The sequence below is a fragment of the Paenibacillus thiaminolyticus genome (assembly GCF_007066085.1).
In the GTDB taxonomy this organism is placed as follows: domain Bacteria; phylum Bacillota; class Bacilli; order Paenibacillales; family Paenibacillaceae; genus Paenibacillus_B; species Paenibacillus_B thiaminolyticus.
In genome coordinates this window covers 5103587-5121242 of the sequence record NZ_CP041405.1, presented here as the reverse complement: position 1 = coordinate 5121242, position 17656 = coordinate 5103587, and the positions used below count along the sequence as shown (strand labels likewise).

15 protein-coding genes and 1 pseudogene are annotated in these 17656 nt (G+C 56.8%); 3 read left to right on the top strand and 13 right to left on the bottom strand.

Annotated features, from left to right (window positions below):
• Positions 1–12: 12 nt before the first annotated feature.
• From FLT43_RS22630 to FLT43_RS22605, 6 genes and pseudogenes are all read right to left on the bottom strand, one after another.
• Entirely contained in the window at positions 13–333 is a 321-nt protein-coding gene (locus tag FLT43_RS22630; RefSeq protein WP_087440694.1) for an STAS domain-containing protein, read from the bottom strand.
• Positions 334–438: 105 nt separating this feature from the next.
• Positions 439–1647: pseudogene (locus FLT43_RS22625) on the bottom strand (response regulator); the annotation flags it as partial.
• A gap of 12 nt (positions 1648–1659) precedes the next feature.
• Entirely contained in the window at positions 1660–2526 is an 867-nt protein-coding gene (locus FLT43_RS22620) for a CheR family methyltransferase (RefSeq protein WP_087440736.1), read from the bottom strand.
• 51 nt (positions 2527–2577) lie between these two features.
• A complete protein-coding gene (locus FLT43_RS22615) occupies positions 2578–6009 on the bottom strand; it encodes a response regulator (RefSeq protein WP_087440692.1) in 3432 nt (1143 codons plus the stop codon).
• An 18-nt stretch (positions 6010–6027) separates the two neighbouring features.
• Positions 6028–7167 (bottom strand): SpoIIE family protein phosphatase, encoded by a 1140-nt coding sequence (locus tag FLT43_RS22610; protein WP_087440735.1) that lies wholly within the window; start codon positions 7165–7167, stop codon positions 6028–6030.
• A 176-nt stretch (positions 7168–7343) separates the two neighbouring features.
• Entirely contained in the window at positions 7344–7952 is a 609-nt protein-coding gene (locus tag FLT43_RS22605; protein WP_087440691.1) for a DUF948 domain-containing protein, read from the bottom strand.
• Positions 7953–8197: 245 nt separating this feature from the next.
• Between FLT43_RS22605 and FLT43_RS22600 the strand changes: the two genes are divergently transcribed.
• The gene (locus tag FLT43_RS22600) at positions 8198–8359 is read left to right on the top strand and encodes a DUF1328 domain-containing protein (RefSeq protein WP_087440690.1); all 162 of its coding nucleotides are present in this window, start codon (positions 8198–8200) and stop codon (positions 8357–8359) included.
• Between the two features lie 139 nt (positions 8360–8498).
• On the opposite strand, the gene FLT43_RS22595 is transcribed toward FLT43_RS22600, so the two are convergent.
• Positions 8499–9893 (bottom strand): L-cystine transporter, encoded by a 1395-nt coding sequence (locus FLT43_RS22595; protein ID WP_087440689.1) that lies wholly within the window; start codon positions 9891–9893, stop codon positions 8499–8501.
• Between the two features lie 152 nt (positions 9894–10045).
• Positions 10046–10624, bottom strand: coding sequence for a hypothetical protein (locus FLT43_RS22590; RefSeq protein ID WP_087440688.1), 579 nt, complete (start codon positions 10622–10624; stop codon positions 10046–10048).
• Between the two features lie 162 nt (positions 10625–10786).
• Between FLT43_RS22590 and FLT43_RS22585 the strand changes: the two genes are divergently transcribed.
• On the top strand, positions 10787–11446 hold the full coding sequence (locus tag FLT43_RS22585) for a hypothetical protein (protein ID WP_244194033.1): 660 nt from the start codon (positions 10787–10789) through the stop codon (positions 11444–11446).
• A gap of 57 nt (positions 11447–11503) precedes the next feature.
• Here FLT43_RS22585 and FLT43_RS22580 read toward each other — a convergent pair whose 3' ends face one another.
• The 5 genes from FLT43_RS22580 to FLT43_RS22560 all read right to left on the bottom strand — a co-directional run bounded on the left by FLT43_RS22580 (position 11504) and on the right by FLT43_RS22560 (position 16681).
• Positions 11504–12757, bottom strand: coding sequence for an anaerobic sulfatase maturase (locus FLT43_RS22580; RefSeq protein WP_087440686.1), 1254 nt, complete (start codon positions 12755–12757; stop codon positions 11504–11506).
• 144 nt (positions 12758–12901) lie between these two features.
• Positions 12902–14323 (bottom strand): glycan biosynthesis hexose transferase WsfD, encoded by a 1422-nt coding sequence (gene wsfD, locus FLT43_RS22575; protein WP_087440685.1) that lies wholly within the window; start codon positions 14321–14323, stop codon positions 12902–12904.
• Between the two features lie 29 nt (positions 14324–14352).
• Positions 14353–14841, bottom strand: coding sequence for a GtrA family protein (locus tag FLT43_RS22570; protein ID WP_164776474.1), 489 nt, complete (start codon positions 14839–14841; stop codon positions 14353–14355).
• On the bottom strand, positions 14838–15842 hold the full coding sequence (locus tag FLT43_RS22565; protein WP_087440683.1) for a glycosyltransferase family 2 protein: 1005 nt from the start codon (positions 15840–15842) through the stop codon (positions 14838–14840). The genes FLT43_RS22570 and FLT43_RS22565 overlap by 4 nt, the downstream gene beginning before the upstream one ends.
• A 479-nt stretch (positions 15843–16321) precedes the next feature.
• The gene (locus FLT43_RS22560; RefSeq protein WP_244194032.1) at positions 16322–16681 is read right to left on the bottom strand and encodes a glycosyl hydrolase family 8; all 360 of its coding nucleotides are present in this window, start codon (positions 16679–16681) and stop codon (positions 16322–16324) included.
• Here FLT43_RS22560 and FLT43_RS30285 point away from each other — a divergent pair.
• Positions 16676–17032, top strand: a complete 357-nt coding sequence (locus tag FLT43_RS30285; protein WP_244194031.1) for a hypothetical protein — start codon at positions 16676–16678, stop codon at positions 17030–17032. The genes FLT43_RS22560 and FLT43_RS30285 overlap by 6 nt on opposite strands.
• Positions 17033–17656: the final 624 nt, after the last annotated feature.

Here is a 17656-nt window from a genome sequence, read left to right as displayed (position 1 = left end):
AATCCCTTAAATTTATGCGTTCGGTGTCAAGAACTTCGAAATCCCCGTCATATCGAACAGCTTCTGAATCTGCTGCGGCACATGAACGATGCGGAACGGCGCCTGCTGCTCCTTCCGAAGCTTCAGCACGGAGATGAGAATCCCGATCCCGGTGCTGTCGATATAGGTAAGCTTCTGCAGATCCAGCGTCAAATCCAATGCCGGGTCATTGACAATCGGCTCCAGCAGGCTGCGGAACTCCCCTGCGGCCGCCAAGTCCAGGTCCCCTTGCAAATGCGCTGTCACTTGATGTTCGTCTTGCTGCATCGTTACATTGAATTTATTGCCGTTCATAGCTTCCTCTCCTAACTCACGACTTCTAGGTTCTAATCTAATCCCCTCACTGTAACGTAAATAACCGAAATACGAGGGCCCGAAACATCGAAACAAATCCTACGGCTCCTCGCATATCCCCAGCCATACATGGAAGACGAACAATGCGCCTTCCTCTACCGGAACGGTGCGGATATCTCCCTGCATCATATGGACGAGCGATTTGCAGATCGCGAGTCCGAGCCCGCTTCCGCCATACTTGCGGTTCATCGATGAATCCAGCTGGGAGAACGGCTGGAACAGCCCGTCCATTTTATTCTCGGGAATGCCGACGCCCGAATCCTTCACTTCAAATTGGACCTTCACCCGTTCCCGGTCCGCATCTCCCTGCCGTCCCGGCAGAAGAGAGATGTGGATCTCGACCTCGCCGCTGTCAGTGAATTTGACGGCGTTCCCGACCAGGTTGACGAGAATCTGCCGCAGCCGGAACATGTCGCCGTAGAGACAATTCGGCACGTCGGGCGCAATCGTGTACGTCAGATTCAAATCGCGCTTGCTCGCTTCCGGAGTGAACAACTCATACACTTCCGTGACGAGCGCTGTGCCGTCGAACGGGAATTCGTCCAGCTCCAGCTTGCCCGATTCCATCTTCGTGAAGTCGAGAATGTTGTTGATCGTCCGAATGAGCGCATCCGCGCTCTTCCGGATCATCTCGGCATAATTCCCCTGCTCGGGAGAGAGCTCGGTATCCATCAGCAAGTCGACCATGCCGAGCACTCCGTTCATCGGGGTCCGGATCTCATGGCTCATCATGGCCAGGAACTGCGTGCGGGCGAGAGCGGCGCGTTCGGCGGCCTCCTTCGCCGCAGCCAGCTCGCGGTTCATCCGCTCCAGCTCCTGGGTCTTCTGGTGAAGGAGCATCTTCTGCGCTTGAAGCCGCTTCTGCGCCAGGAACATGCCGACGAAGCTGTGGATTTTGGATTTGAGAATATGGGGGACAAATGGCTTGATCATGTAATCTATCCCGCCTGCCGAATAGCCGGCGAAGAGATGCTCGGTCTCTTTGTAGTTGGCGGATACGAAGATGATCGGGATGTTTTTCGTCTTTTCCCGCGCTTTAATCCACTTGGCGGTCTCGATGCCGTCCATGCCGGGCATTTGAACGTCGAGGACAATGACGGCGAATTCGCTCTTCATCAGATGGCGCAGCGCCTCCTCGCCCGACGTTGCCTTGACCAGGCGGTAGCTTTCTTCGGACAGGACCGCCTCCAGCGCCAGCAGATTTTCAGGTCTGTCATCGACCAACAGTATATTTATCGGTTCCAAGGTAGTCATCCGCAGTACCTCCTACCGTATTTTGCGATAAATCTTCTCGTTCCGGTCCATCTCCTCATAGCGCGCTTCATGCACCGTGAAATGCAGCGATTCCTTGGCGCCGACAATGAGCACGCCCAGCGGGGCGAGGCTCTCGTAGAACAGCTCATGCACCCGGTTGCGCAGCGGTTCGTTGAAATAGATCATGACATTGCGGCAGAGAATGACATTGAACTCATTGAAGGAACGGTCCGTCGCCAAGTTATGCTCGGCAAAAATAATGTTTTTGCGCAAATCGGGATGGATGACGACCCCATCTCCGGAAGCCGTATAATATTCGGAGAAGGAACGGGTGCCGCCCGCTTCCATATAGTTTTTGGTGTACAATCTCATTTTGTCCAGGGGGCAGATACCGTCCTTGGCGATGCGCAGCGAACGCGAATTCATGTCGGTCGCATACAGTCTCGTCTTCTCGTACAGCCCTTCCTCGTGAAGAAGGATGGCCATCGAGTAGACCTCCTCCCCGGTCGAGCAGCCGGCGTGCCAGATGCGGATATACGGGTAGGTCCGGAGCAAAGGAACGACGGTGCGGCGAAATGCGCCGAACATCTGGGGATCGCGGAACATCTCCGTCACCGGAATGGACAGGCTGTGAACGAGCCTCTGCAGGCTGTCCCGGTTATGAAGCACGCGGCTTTGCAATTCGGAGATTGTCTCCACCTGCTCGGTGTATACTTGATGCCAGATTCGCCGTTGGAGAGAAGGAAAGGCATAGTCCCGAAAATCGTAACCATAGACCCGATAAATTCCTTCCAGGAGCAGTTCGATTTCTACTCGCTCCCGATCCGAATCATGCGGACGAGGTTCCTCACGGTTCCGCCCGGTTTCTCTGCCTGTCATCTCCATCCCATACTCCTTCATGTCTGTGTCATCTTGACAAGGGATACCCGTCTACTTGTACAGCCAGACCCGCATCAGCGATAGCAGCTGATCCGTCTGGAACGGCTTGCTCACGTAGTCGGAAGCCCCGGCTTCAATGCATTTGTTGCGGTCTTCCTTCATCGCCTTGGCGGTCAGGGCAATGATCGGGAGCTTCTCGAACGAAGGCATCTTACGAATGAGGCGCATCGCCTCGTAGCCGTCCATTTCCGGCATCATCATATCCATCAGGACCAGATCGAAATGCTCCGGATCCCCGGTCAGCGCCTCGATGGCTTCTTGGCCGTTCTCCGCGTAGACGATGTCCATTTCGTACTGCTCCAGCACGCTGGACAGAGCGAATACGTTGCGCACATCGTCATCGACGAGCAGGATGCGCTTGCCTGCCAGCAGCTGATCCTTCGATGCGTGCCCGCTGGCGCGCGCCCCCGCTTCCGCTTCTCCGGACCGGTTCAGCAGCAGCATTGTCTCCTGAAGCAGCCGCTCCGGCGACTTCACATCCTTGATAATGATGCTCCGGGCGCGCTTCTTCAGCTCCAGCTCTTCCTTCTTGTCCAGCAGCTTGCCCGTGTATACAATAACCGGAACCTTGCTCAGTTCCGCATGAGCGCCCATGCTGTCCAGCAGCTCGAATCCGTTCATGTCAGGCAGCAGCAGATCCAGCACCAGGCCGTCGTACTTCGTGTCTGCCAGCGACTTCAGCGCCTCCGTCCCGGTCGAGACGGCATGCACTTCCACATCGGCGCCCTCGATGAGCGCGATCAGCGACTGCCGCTGCGGACCGTCGTCTTCCACGATGAGCAGCTTCTTCCGCTCCAGCGGCCATACCCGCTCCCGCTTCTGCTCCTGCTCCTCGGCTGCAGCGGCCTCATGCATCACCGCGTTGTCCCACTCCCGATACGGCTTCTTCCACGTCCGATCGGGCGAAGCCGCCGGCTCATCGTCTTCTTGCTCCTCATCCGGATACGCTACGGATGGTCCTTCCGCTGGAGATGATCCTGCCGCTGCGGATAATTCCGCCGCCGCAGACGCCATCGCCTTCTCATTCCATTGGTCGATGAGACGGACGCTGCCCTCCATTGCTTCCGGCTGCTTGGTCGCTTGAACCGGCAAATAGAAGGTGAAGGTGCTGCCCTCCTTCTCCTTGCTCTCCACCGTAAGCGTTCCGCCCAACAGACGGGCGAGTTCCCGGCTGATGGACAACCCCAGCCCGGCTCCGCCGTACTTCCGGCTGGTCGTGCCGTCCAGCTGCTGGAACGCTTCGAAGATCAGGTCCTGCTTCTCCTCCGGAATTCCAATTCCGGTATCCGTCACCCGCAGCGCGAAGAAAGGCATTCCCTCCTTGCGGATATGGGACGGAATCTCTTCCTCCGCCGCCATTCCGATATGGAAAGCGACGCTTCCGCGGTTCGTGAATTTGACCGCATTGGACATCAGATTGCGGATAATCTGCATGACACGGTGCCCATCGGTCATCAGGCTGTCCCGCACGTTCTCATCCATATGGACTTCAAGCCGGAGGCCTTTTTGTGAAGCGATCTCGGAGAAGCTGTCACGGATATAGGCTGTCAGCTCCGACAAATGCACCTTTTCATAGTTCAGCTGCATTTGGCCCGCGTCAACTTTGGACAAGTCCAAAATCTCGTCAATCATTTTCAACAGATCCGATCCGGACATATGAATCGTACGCGCATACTCGATCTGCTTCTGCTGCAGATTGCCCTCCTTGTTCTCGGAGAGAAGCTGGGACAGGACGAGCAGACTGTTCAGCGGCGTCCGCAATTCATGCGACATGTTCGCCAGGAATTCCGATTTGTACTTGGAAGCGAGCGCAAGCCGGAGCGCCTGGCGCTCCAGCTCCTTGCGGGCGCCCTCCAGCTCCTCGTTCTTCTCCTGCGAGGCCAGCATCTGCTCTTCCAACGCGCGCGTCTTCGCGATGAGTTCCGTATTGTAGTGCTCCAGTTCCTCCTGCTGGCGCTGCAGCATCTCCTCTGACCGCCTCAACGCCTCGGTCTGGGATTCCAGATGCTCGTTCGAGCGCCGCATCTCTTCTTGCTGCGTCAGCAGCTCCTCGGACTGGCACTGCAGTTCCTCCGTCAGCGTCTGCGACTCGCGCAGCAATTCCTCGACGCGCAGCCGTCCGGATATGGTGTGGATAATGACGCCCAGCTTGTCTGCGAGCTGCTCAAGCAGCTGCTGCTCCTTGTTCGTCAGCGGCGACACGGACGCCAGCTCCAGCACGGCAATGACCGTAGCTTCGAAGATGATCGGATAGACCACGAGCTCCACCGGGGCTGTATCGCAAATCCCGCTCTGGATGCGCAGCGAACTGTTTTTCAAATCATGAATATAGATCGGCTTCTCGTCATGCGCGCACTGTCCGACCAAGCCTTCGCCGACGCGGAAGCCTGTCTCGGCCTGGAGGCTGCCGTTGGCCGCATAGGCGCCGCACAGATGAAGCCAGTTCGGGTTCTTCAGGTCATCCCGGATATACAGCGCCCCGTATTGCGCGCCCAGCGTCGGCACGAACTCGCTTACGAACGTCTCCCCGACCTGGTTCAAGGTCGTCGCACCGTGCAACAGCTCCGTCACGCGGGCGATATTGGCATCCATCCAGGCTTGTTCCTCCTGCATCAACCGGAACTGCTCCTCGCTCCGCTTCCGTCTCTCGATGTCCTCGGCCATCTGCTTGAAGACATCGATGACTTCCCCAATCTCATCATTCGTATGCGGCTCCAGCTTCTGAATGACGCGCATCCGTCCGCGGGCCAGGCTCCGCATCATAACCGACATCGTATTCAGATTGCGCGTGACGCTCGGAATGACCCACAGCATGACCGCTGCGGTCACGACAATTCCGATCAGCATAATTGCTGCTGTCCAAGTCAGGGCGGCTTCATACGTACCGGTCGCGGCCGTCACCTGATCTTCCATTATCGCTTCATGGTAGCGGGCCAGATCGCCCAGGCTGTTCAACAAATAGTTCTGATAATCAAGCCCGTATTCATTGCGGAGCTGGTTCGCTTGCTCATACTCGTTCTCCATGCTCAGCCGAATTGCATCGATCACGAATTGATCGTACCGGCCCCAATCGTGAAGCGCCGCCTCCACCATCTGCTTCTCTTCGGCCTTCGCCGCTTGCCGGGTCAGCTCTTCCAGGGAGCGGTTGATCCGCTCCTTGTAGCCGTCGACCTTATCCAGCACTTCTCTGCCCGTCTGATCCGCCTTATCCGGATTGAGCAGCTCGGTCACCAGGTCACGGGCAATCGCATTGGCATCGTCCCGCGCCGCCAGCGCCAGCTCAACCTTCCGGAAGCTGTCCTGGTAGAAATGATCAAGGTCTTGCTTCAGGCCGCCCATCTGGGCAAACGAATACCCGCCCAATGCGAGAATGATGATCATGAACATGACATAGCCGATGATGAGCTTCGTACGCAGCTTCAACGCTTGCTCCCCCTCTGCTTAATGAATGTCGGCCCATACGAGGCATTTATCGTCCTCGCTCTCTTTTCCGGGCGGGTGGAGCAGCTCGTCCCAAGCTTGGCTTTTCAAGGATGGTTCTTGCTTCAACAGCGCTCCTATCCGCTCCATCGCGCTCTCCACGGTTGCGCCCGCCGATTCCAGCAGCCCGTCGGTATACAGTGCGATTCTCGCCCGCGAATCGAATTTGAGCGCATGGGTATCCACTTCCAGCTCGGGGAACATACCGACAGGATACCCTGTCGACTCCAGCGTCACCATCCGGCCGTCCTCCATCATGACGATTCCCGGCGGGTGGCCCGCATTGGCATATTGGATCGTGCGCTCGTTCGTATCGACGACGACATAGAGCGCCGTCATATAATACAGCATCAGATTCCCGCTCATATGAAGCTGGTGGAACTTCGTGTTCAACCGCTTCAACACCATGTCCGGCTGCTCGGTCTGCACCACCGCGTCCCTCAGGACCGAGGCGATGAACATGCACAGCAGCGCGGAGGAGACGCCATGCCCCATCATGTCGATAATCATGATGCCGTACCGGCCCTCCCCCAGCTTGAACCAGGCATACAGATCTCCAGCCAGCTCCTCGGACGGCTGATAGAGGGCGTCTATCGTAATCCGCTCATCGGAGAGCGGCTCCGTCAGCACCGAGCTCTGGACCCGGGCGGCGAGGCGCAGCTCCTCCCGGATATGGCGGTCGCGTTGCTTATGCCAGTCCTTCTCCTGCTTCAAGCGAAGGGCCAGCCGGATGCGGGCGAGCAGCTCGATGCGGTTGATCGGCTTCGTCACGTAGTCGGCCGCTCCCGCGTCCAGCGCTTCGGCCAGCATATGCGAATCGCCGATCGCCGTCACGATAATGATCGGAATATCCCGCAGCTCGGAATACTGCTGAATGGTCCGGCATGCCTCCAGCCCGTCAATCTCAGGCATCATCATATCCAGCAAAATGAGATCAATATCCGGCACATACAGCGGACCTACCGGTCCTTCCAGCCCTAACACCTCATACATTTCCCTCGCTGAAGAGGCGGATTGCACCCCCGTATAGCCTGCCTTCCGAAGGATCTCCCGAATCAGCATCACATTGGTCGGATTATCGTCGACAACAAGTACGTTCAACATCCTTCTCCTCCCCTCAATCGACAGCATTCCACTGCCCGAACACTTACAATCTCTACCTCCAATATAACGGAAACGCGGCCGCTTTCGCACCCCTTTTTATGCCATAGGATCCAGTCGTATTCCCGTTCAGATCGGAAAAGCCGGCTAACGTAACCGTTAGTCCGGCTGGATAACTAGCTTCGTTGTCTCCACAGCTGCCATGCGCGAATCCCCAGATCGACCCAGGCCTTCCAATCGTCCCCGCCCTGCTTCGCCGCCGCTCCCGGTTGCGGGTGCTCTGCAGCTGCGGCCGCGAGCGGCAGCGCGGAAGCGGAGCTTGCTCCGGGCACCCCGTCCTGCACCGGAGAAGCGGCCTGTCCGCCGGGTGCCGGGCTGCCCGCATAAGAGCCTCCCGCGTTCGCCGGCTGGCTGCCCGGTGCCGGCCCGTCCTGGCGCTTCTTCTCGAAGCGGCTCGCCGCTTTGCGGACGCCGCTGACGAAGCCGACCGAGACTTGCTTCGCGGCCAGCGTCAATTCATTCAAGGCTTCTCCGGCATTCTGGACCGAATCGGCCACAGGCTCGATCTTCTTCAATTGTCCCTGCAATTCCTCGGTCATATGGTTGGCATTCCGCGCGATCGCCTGCAGATCCCCGCTCAGCATCTGCACGGTCTGCTGCACATCCTCCATCGTCCTAGACGCCTTGTCGAGCGAGTGCTTGGCTGACCGCAGCGTCTGAATCAGGAAGACGACCAACACGGCAAAGGCCAGCGCCGCGATCAGCGCGCTGATTTCAACTAGCATAACATCTCCGCCTTTCTCTCTCTGTATAAATGTGAACCCAATCATCTATTTGCAAAACGGATGTGCATGTTGCCATGAAATCATCCATTTAGTACCCGTATAGGCCGCTTGTGAAACAGCTTTATTCATTTGTTTCATTCCGGCTGAAGACCGGTTATTCATGCTTACCTTCACCGTGGAACCATCGGCCGGTGAGGAGCCATGCATTCATCCGCCGCATGAATCTGCCAAAGGAGTGGAAACCGATGCTAAGATGGTCCGTCATTTTTTTGATTATCGCAATCATTGCCGGGGTATTCGGGTTTTTCGGCATTGTGGAGGCCGCGGCGTCCATTGCCAAAGTCCTGTTCTTCCTGTTCCTGATTCTGTTCGTGCTCTCCCTCTTCACGGGACGAAGAACGCCATAGCGGATATAGCGTGCAGCCGTGTCTGCCCCGCAATGCAACAAAGGACGCCTTCCGACGAAGAAGGCGTCCTTTGTATTGTATCGCATTTGCGGGCAAAAAAGTGTGAAAGCTTGTTCATATTTTCCATGGGATTCACCCGCTATATATCCTCGCGCTGCGCCTGGCGCTCCTCATAGAACCGCTTCCGGTTCCATTGGCCGAGCCAGCGGGAGGACAGGACGCCCGCAGTCATCGAGCCGTTCACATTCAAGGCCGTCCGCCCCATGTCAATCAGCGGCTCGACGCTAATCAGCAGCCCCGCCAGCGCGACCGGCAAGTTCATCGAGGACAGCACAATCAGCGCAGCGAAGGTCGCTCCTCCGCCGACCCCGGCAACGCCGAACGAGCTAACAGCGACAACCGCGACCAGCTGCAGCAGAAATCCAAGGTTGTACGGATCGATGCCCGCGCTCGGGGCGATCATGACGGCCAGCATCGCCGGGTAGATGCCGGCGCAGCCGTTCTGCCCCATCGAGGCGCCGAACGAGGCGCTGAAGTTGGCGAAGCTCTCCGGCACGCCGAGCCGATTGACCTGCATCTCCACGTTGATCGGAATCGAGCCTGCGCTCGTGCGGGAGGTGAACGCGAAGAGAAGCGCCGGCAGCGCCCCGGTCACATACCGGAGCGGCGAGATGCCGGACAGCGCCAAGAACAGCAGGTGCAGGCAGAACATGATGACGAGTGCCACATACGAAGCGATGATGAATTTCCCGAGCTTCCATATTTCCGACGGCGCCGTCGTGGCCACCACGACGGCCATCAGCGACATCACGCCATAAGGGGTCAGCCTCAGCACCAGCGTCACCATACGCATGACGACGGCATGCAGCGCGTCGATGATAGACATGAAGGCAGCCCCTGCGTCCGGCTTCTTGCGCATCACGCCAAGTGCGGCGACGCCGACAAAGGCCGCGAAGATGACGACAGCGATCGTCGAGGTCCGCCGCTCCCCCGTCATATCGAGGAACGGATTGGCCGGAATGAATTCAATAATTTGCTGCGGCAGCGTCATCTCGCTCACTTCCCCCAGCTTGCTGTCCAAATAATTGCCGCGCTCAATCTCCTGCTTGCCCGCTTCAATCTCGAACGAGGACAGTTGAAAGACAAGAGCCGTCACGATGCCGACCACGGCCGCCACAGCGGTCGTCCCGATCAAGATGCCGATGATGGAGGCGCTCATCTTGCCCACCCCCGCCTTGGCCTTCACATGAATGATGGCGGACATGATGGATACGATAATGAGCGGCATGACGACCATTTGCAGCAGCCGCACATAGCCGACGCCGACGATCTCGAACCAGTCGGCCGCCTGTTCCACTATGGCGCTGTCCGGGCCATGGAGCCATTGCAGCACCGCCCCGTATACAATTCCAAGACCAAGACCCGCGAACACCCGCTTCGTAAAAGAGACATGCTTGCGCTGCATGCGGTACAACAGCACCACCAGGCCCAGCATAATGATGGCGTGAAGCGCTACCCACCATCCGACTGTCATCCACATCACTCCCCTGTCCTGGTTCAAATCGCGGAGCAGCCGTTTGCCGGTCCCCTGCGTTTTTATTACTGCCCAATTCGGGAACAGTTATCCAGCCCAGGCAAGTGATGCATGCAATGGACGGCCTGTTATTGGATGGCACGCGGGTATTTTTACCTGGTCAAAGATAGTCCCAGCTTCATCACCCAGCCGTCAGCATTGAAGTCGAACTCCTTGACTTTCACCCAATCCGGCAGCTCCGCCGCGATTGGGAATTCCATCGGCTTCAGATTCAGCCAAGACTCTGGAATCTCCCAGCCCTTCATGCGCACCGACTGCGGAACCGCGCGCACGCTCTGCTGCTCCGGGTTCCATTCCATATCATAGAGAATGTTCGCTTCGGCCCGAATGCCCGGGAACGGCTCCATTTGCACCTGCGCCTCCAGGCCGCCCGGCTGCAGATGAATCCGCATGCCGTCCAGCTTCCATAATTTCATATAAGATCGGTACGGCTCCGTCTTCTGCATCCCTTGAATCGCCAGCGCATTGATCTCGTCCTCATTCAGCTGCAAGGACAAGGAGCGGTTCTTCACCATCTGCTCCAGCTTGCCAAGGATAGATACCTCGACATGGCCCGGCCACCCAATCTTGTCCGCCGGCCGAATATAGAATATGAAAGCAACGCTTGCGATAATCACGAATAAGATCAGGAAGGCAATCGTTCTCCCCAGCCATTTCCACCTTTTTTTCATGCAATCTCCTCCCTCTCCTTCTATTTAACCAGCGGGAAGGCCCTGTTTCAATCCGAATTGCCCACGGTTACATAGTGTACAAGCAACTATGAATAGACGGCGTACCGTCTATGTCACCCCTGTAAACCATACCATTGTATAACCATGAGAGAGGAGATTTCAATGATGAAGAAATTATCGGCAGTGTTGGCACTGACCGCAGCCTTAAGCGCCTTCTCGGCTACGGCGGCGTGGGCCGCGGAATCTGAGGGACACGTGGTTCCCGGCGCGCTCGGCAAGACGACGAAGCAAATCGATCTCGATGAGTCCGTTCCGTTCTATACGTTTCCGGGCGGGAAGCGGATGGGGGCGCTGGCGCCCCAGGTCGTCAAGATCGAAGAATCGGTCGTGGATCAGGAGAACCGGACCTGGCATAGAGCATTGACCTGGATCGGATACGGCTACTTCAAGGATCCGAACGCTTCCTACAAGACGATTGTGCTGCCTGATCAGACGGCCTTCTACGATAAAGTAAACGGCGAGCGGCTCGGTCTGCTCGGCCGCCAGACCGTAAACGTGATCAATGAACAGGTCGACGACTCCGGGTTCGTCTGGTATCAGCTTCATACTTACAAGGGCAAGGCCTGGGTCATATCCCCAAGCCAGGAGAAGCAGAAGGCCAAGCTAACGAAGAAGACTGCGTTGTATGACCAAGTCAATGGCCGCAAGGCAGGCGCGCTCTCCCCGCAGACGGTGACCGTGTCAGAAGTCCGATACGACGGAAATAAGCAGCGCTGGGGCAAGGTGTTCACCTGGAAAGGCGACTTGTGGATTAAGTGGTAGTATACATAGAAGGCGATGCCGTCTGGGCATCGCCTCTTGTCATTGGATATTGACAGGCTACGGCAGCAGCGGCCCGCAGCATTGCTTGAACTTGCGTCCGCTCCCGCACACGCAACGTTCATTGCGCCCAGGGAGCGGACGGCCGCTCCCGCGGAGCCGCAGCAGCTCCTGCAGGCGGATCTTCCGGCCCAGCGTGGCGATGCGCTCTCCCGCATGCGCATACAGCATCCGGTAGCTCTCGCAGAAATAGTCGGTATGTCCTTCCCACAAGCCATCCCGATCGATTCGGTTGCGCGGACAGCCTCCATGGCAGTAGCGCCAATATTCGCATGCGCGGCAAGCGTCCGGCACCTCCTTCTTCATCTGATGGAATTGCTGCCAGCTCGGATGGCGGGACAAGGAGGCCAGCCGGCCGGTGCCGACGTTGCCGAGCCGGTAGCGGTCATGCAGGAAGAAGTCGCACGGATAGGCATCCCCGTTCGGCTCGAGCACGAGCGCCGAGGGGCAGGATTCGCGATGAGTGCACATTTCCGGCTCCAGGCCCAATTCGGCCTGGAGGACGTTGTCGAACATGCGGACGGAGAAGAGCGGCTCCCCGCCGTTGTACCATTTATCGAAGGCCTCGCACAAAAATTGTCCGTACTGCTCTGGTGTAATCGTATACATGCCGGGCGCGTCAACATTCTGGGAGCGGAAATCCATGCACGGTATGAACTGGACATGCGTAAACCGCTCCGCCGCGAAGAAATCCATCAGCGCGGCCGCCTCTCCCACATTGTCCTCGTGGATGACGGTCAATATATTATAGTCCACGCCTGCCTTGCGCAAATGATCGATTCCCCGCATGACGGCCTGATAGGAGCCCGCTCCCGATCCGGTAACGCGGTGCTTATCGTGAATCGGCTGCGGACCGTCCAGACTGATGCCGATCAGGAAGGCGTATTGCTTGAAAAAGGCCGCCCACTCCGCATCAAGCAGGGTCCCGTTCGTCTGCAGCGCATTGCTGATCACCGTACGCGGCGGCGCATAGGCCGCCTGTAGCCGGACGACCTGCTCGAAGAAAGGCTTGCCGGCGAGCAGCGGTTCTCCTCCTTGCCAGGCAAATGAGGCCACCCCCTTGGATTGTTCCATCCATTGGCGGATGAACGTATCCAGCACATCGTCATCAATCCGCTGAATCGCATGGCCAGGCCGTCCCTGGCAGGAACTGTAGTAGCAGTAGTCGCAGGCTAGATTGCAATCCTCGGACACGGTCTTCCACATGACACCAGTGAATGGATGGCGGGCGATGTCTCTCACGTCAACGTTCATAGGCTGTGCCCCCTTAATCTGTAGATGTGGCTCGGTTCATTAGCTGTCCCATCTACAATATCCTTATTTTTGAACGATTCGCTAGGAACAAGGTCATATGCCGGCGGGTGCATACGCCCCTTATCGCCATGTCGTCTGCCTTCATCAATGCAGTTCGGGGGAGCGGTCGAAGATTCTGCGGATCTGGGCTATCACCCAGACGACCGTTACGACCATCATCATGTCGAAGCTGACGTTGAACAGGAACAAATGCTTGCCCAAATCCGCCTCGCCGTCCCCCACAAGCGGCACCGCCACTGCGATTATGGCCACGAAGCCGATGACCAGCGCTGCGTCGACTACATGCTTCGCGTATCGTCTGCGGGTATACTCCCTGAGCGCGACACCTATATATAGAAGGAAAAAAACAAGATAAAAAGCGAAGCGCTGCGGGAGCAGGTCCTTCTTCGTCTCACTCCAGACGCTGTATGTATACGACAGTGCGCCCCGAGGCTTGCCGGCCTCTTGCTCGTAATTGCCCAGATAGTACGGCCGAATCATCGCGGCCTGAGAAGAGGCGGCCTCCAGCTTATCGATCATCCGCCCGGGGTGGCGCATATAGTATGCAGCCACATCAGCATGCCCGAGCCGGGAATAGACATGCTCCGCCAATTCCGGATCGTCCTGCCGGATCGGCACATCCTTCTGGAAGTAATTCGTGCCGGCGAGCGGGGCGAATTTGTCCGGAATGCCCAACTCCTTCAGATCTTTCTCCACATGAGGCGAGTCTTTCAATATTCCGTAAAAAATCGTCTGATACAGGTTAATCTGCTTCAGCTCCTGCGGCGCATAGGCATACATCAAGACGGACACGGCCAGTATCGATACCGAGCCGGCAATGACCGTGCTCCTCCAGCTCCGCTCCGGACGCGTCCGGTATAACCGGAAAGCGAAGAGGACGAAGACGAGGCCGATCGGCGCATTCTGCAGCTTGGATGCGGATAGAATCAGGACGGAGACGAAGAACAGAACGAGCCAGCCGATGGAAGGCTTGCGGCGCGATGCGAGCACGAAGGACGTTCCGGATGCGAGAAGCAAGAAGATAAGGGAGACCGGCTCGCCGAAAAAAGATTGAAAATACGCCACATAGCCAATATCGAAGAAGATAAACAGCACGCAGAGCGCGACGGTTAATTGCAGCCAGCGCTGTCCGGAACAGGCGTATCGGAGAATAAGGAACAGCGCCGCCAGCAGCAGGGCGGCATAGATCGCCCCCATCGCTTCCAGTGGAAACGAAGCGGAACTCCATGCCCGCCCGAGCAGCCCGGCCAGGAAGACGAACAGCGCTTGGGATGACAAATAGTTCAAGGAGAAGGGACCGTAGTCATAGCGCGAGTGGCTGTATCCGAAATATTTTTGTTCATAAGTGAACTTGTCGCTCAGCGGGGCAATGCCGCCGCTGCCCACAATCCGTTCGAAGTCGCCGTTGTTCGCGACTCCGATGAACGGGGGAATGAACAGAATTCCGATGAGAATAAGCGCGCCTATTCCCATGGCTCCCCACGTTACCCAATCTTTCTGCTTCATGCCTGAATCACCCTCCCGTGTGGAATTCGCTATGTTTGCTTGCTATTTGACGCCGGCTTCGATAGGCATGGTGTGTCCTCCCCATCGCTTGTCCGGGCGAAGGTGATGCCCCGGTGAAGCCGGAACGAGGCGGCGGTATAGATCGCCGCTTCCCCCAATATGGCTGCATACGGCTCCCAAGGCGAAGCCCATGCGGGCAGCAGGAAGGCCGCCAAGGCAGACATGGCCGGATGCAGCACCTGATACGCCAACCCGTAACAGAGCAGCGCGATGGAGATGAAGCGGAGCAAGCTTGGCAGCCATTGCCCCCGATAGCGGAACGTATAGCGGCGGTTCAGAATATAGCTCATCCCTACGCCGACCGAGTTGCCCGCGAAGGTCGCATGAAGATGGCTCCATCCGGCATACAGCAGCACATACGCCGTGCCGAGCCCGACCAGCGTGTTCACGGCTCCGACGGCGGCATAGCGGCCGAACAAGCGGGCGCCGCCCGGCGCGGCGAGCTTCGCGCCGCTCACTCCGCCCACCCCGTTCCATAAGCACGGATCGGCCGCTCGATGACTGGCTTGTCCGCCAGCACCTGCTCAATAATGTACGGCGGGCGCCGCTTGACCTCGGAATAGATCTTGCCGATATATTCCCCGACCACCCCCAGGCCTAGCAATTGAACGCTTCCGACGAACCAGACGGACAGCATCAGGGAGGTCCATCCGGATACGGTCTGTCCCAGCAGCTTGGACAGGAGGGCGTAGAGGCCCGCCAGCGCGCTTGCGCCCAGGCTGACGAAGCCAAGCGCAGTGACGAGCCGCATCGGCTTCATGCTAAATGACGTAATGCCGTCCCAGGCGAACGACAGCATTTTGCGAAGCGGATACTTGGTCACGCCCGCGGCCCGCTCCAATCTCCGGTAAGACACGACGGAAGACGGGAAGCCGATGAGCGGCACGATGCCGCGCAGGAACAGATTGGACTCGGGGAACTGGCTCAGGTAGTCGAGGGCACGGCGGCTCATCAGACGGTAATCAGCATGATTGTAGACAAGCGGAATGCCCATCCGCCGCATCAGCTTATAGAAAAATTCGGCGCTCCACCGCTTGAAATACGTATCGTTATCCCGATTATCCCTTACGCCGTACACAATATCGCAGCCGTCGCGGAACTGCTCGACGAATTGCCTCACGACGGCGACATCGTCCTGCAGATCGGCGTCAAGGGAGACGACGCAATCGGCAAAATTTTTGGCATACATCAGCCCGGCGAGCAGCGCCTTCTGATGCCCGGCATTGCGGGACAGCTTCAATCCGGCAATCCAGCGGTTCCGTTCCCGCTCCTGGACGATGGTCAGCCAGGTCGCATCTCTGCTGCCGTCATCGACCAGCAATATCCGGCTCTCGGCGGAGACGACGCGGTCCTGAACCAAGCGGGACAGGACGCCGGTCAACGTCTGCATCGTGAGGGGAAGCACCGCCTCTTCGTTATAGCAAGGAACAACCATATACAAAATCGGTGTTGTAGTCATAACAGCTTCCTTCGGAGAAGGAATTCATTTCCTCCTTAGTATACAAACGTTTTCCATTATATTCTATAACATGAAATCGATTTTTCAAAATTTAGGGATTTATGTCGTTAAGTCCGGCTCTTTTCGACAGCAATTTCGGGAAATAACGCGAATTATATCAAGGATTTATAAGCGCTCTAATCTTCTCTTATCTTTTTGTTGGACGCGTATTCTAATGAAAAAAATGCCTCCTGATGCGTGCATGATCTTGTACTCGGCTCCGAAAGTTAAATCGCTCATATTTTCGGCCTAGATGATTTTCCTCTGGCATAATCCTGCGATCATGAACGTACCGCCATCGGCATAGCTTAAAATGAAACCGATTTAATTTTGTTGCATGAAAATTGAATCGCTTCAACTTTATAAATTGAAAGGAGTCGTATCGCTTTGCGAAAGTCAGTAAAATGGTTTCTCTGACTTACCCTGCTTCTCGGCAAAGTTCAGACCCTGTTTGTCATATCCGAGAAGACGGTGTCTGCCGCGGCCGTCAACCGCCCGTTCCCGCAGCACCAATCGTACACGTCACCGACAGCCGGTTTATAGCCGCTGGATTCTTTGGTTGCGAAATCAGGCATCAGCCCGGTTGAACTTGAGTACCCGGAAAACAGCTGCTGAATGATGGCGTAGGTCTGGTTCAGCACATTGTCCCAACGCGAATCCCCGGTCGATTCCTTGAAGGCGCGGAGATGATGGGGCATAAAGTCGGACGGCCGCGTTCCTTTGCCCCACTTCGAGTCCGAATCGGACACCCAGTCCCCAAGCTTCAGATGCCACGATTGCTTGTTGACCTCGCTTTGCATGATGGCATTGATGAGGTTGACCGCTTCTGCGCGGTAATTGATGCCGCTGGAACTGCCTCATTGCTTGTCGGCCAGCAGCAGCGCATAGGCCATATCCATGTCGCCATCGGTGGCGGCATCCGATCCGGCTGCGGCTTGAACATGTGGAGGGAATTGCTGCTATTTTACAGGAATTTCGGCTCAATGAATCCACATCCCGAGGAATTGCTGCAAATCTACATCATTTTAGGCCCTTTTGCTTCAAGTCGAAGCGAAACGCGTGAAATTCCTGCAGTTTTGCAGGATTCCCTTTCTGGGAAAGTCGTCCATATCGAATTGCTGTATTTACGCAGGATTTCGCTTACCGAATAGGCGTGTCTGGAGAAATCGTGCAGTTTTGCGGATTTAGCCTACCAGATAGACGTGTCTAGGGAAATGGTGCAGTGTTCAGGCCGTTGGAAAACCCCTGTTTTTTTACGAAGGGGTGGGGATTGTCCATTTTCCTACTCAAAACTTGGCACCCATAACGTTTTAAATCGATTTTTTCTACGGAGAGACGAGATCCACCACACAAAAAATGAAGTGCCACAAAATCCCTTGGACTTTCTCAACAGCCTGATATTCGCAGGATTTCATTGCCGCATCACTCTTTCACCGCTTGGCCCGCCGCCGTCTTTTACGTCCCAGTGCTCCCTGTTGCCCTTCTTGCCCTACAACATGATTATGGGACAGTCCCTTGTTGTTCTACGGGGGGCAGAGTCACATGTTCGGGCAGAATCAAATGTTCGGGCAACGCCAAGGGTTCAAGTTGATGCTTCAGTCTTTCTCTTCTTAGGCCTTAGTCACACTATCCCATCGACTCAGCGCCGGGTACAGGCGCTATTTTCTTCCTTATTTCCACTCTCCCATTCGTTCAGAAGCGGCCGAGGCGAATCCTGAGCCCTCCGATCTCCGAGCGGCGCGCGCAGCAACTCTCCCATTATGGCAGCAGGTTAG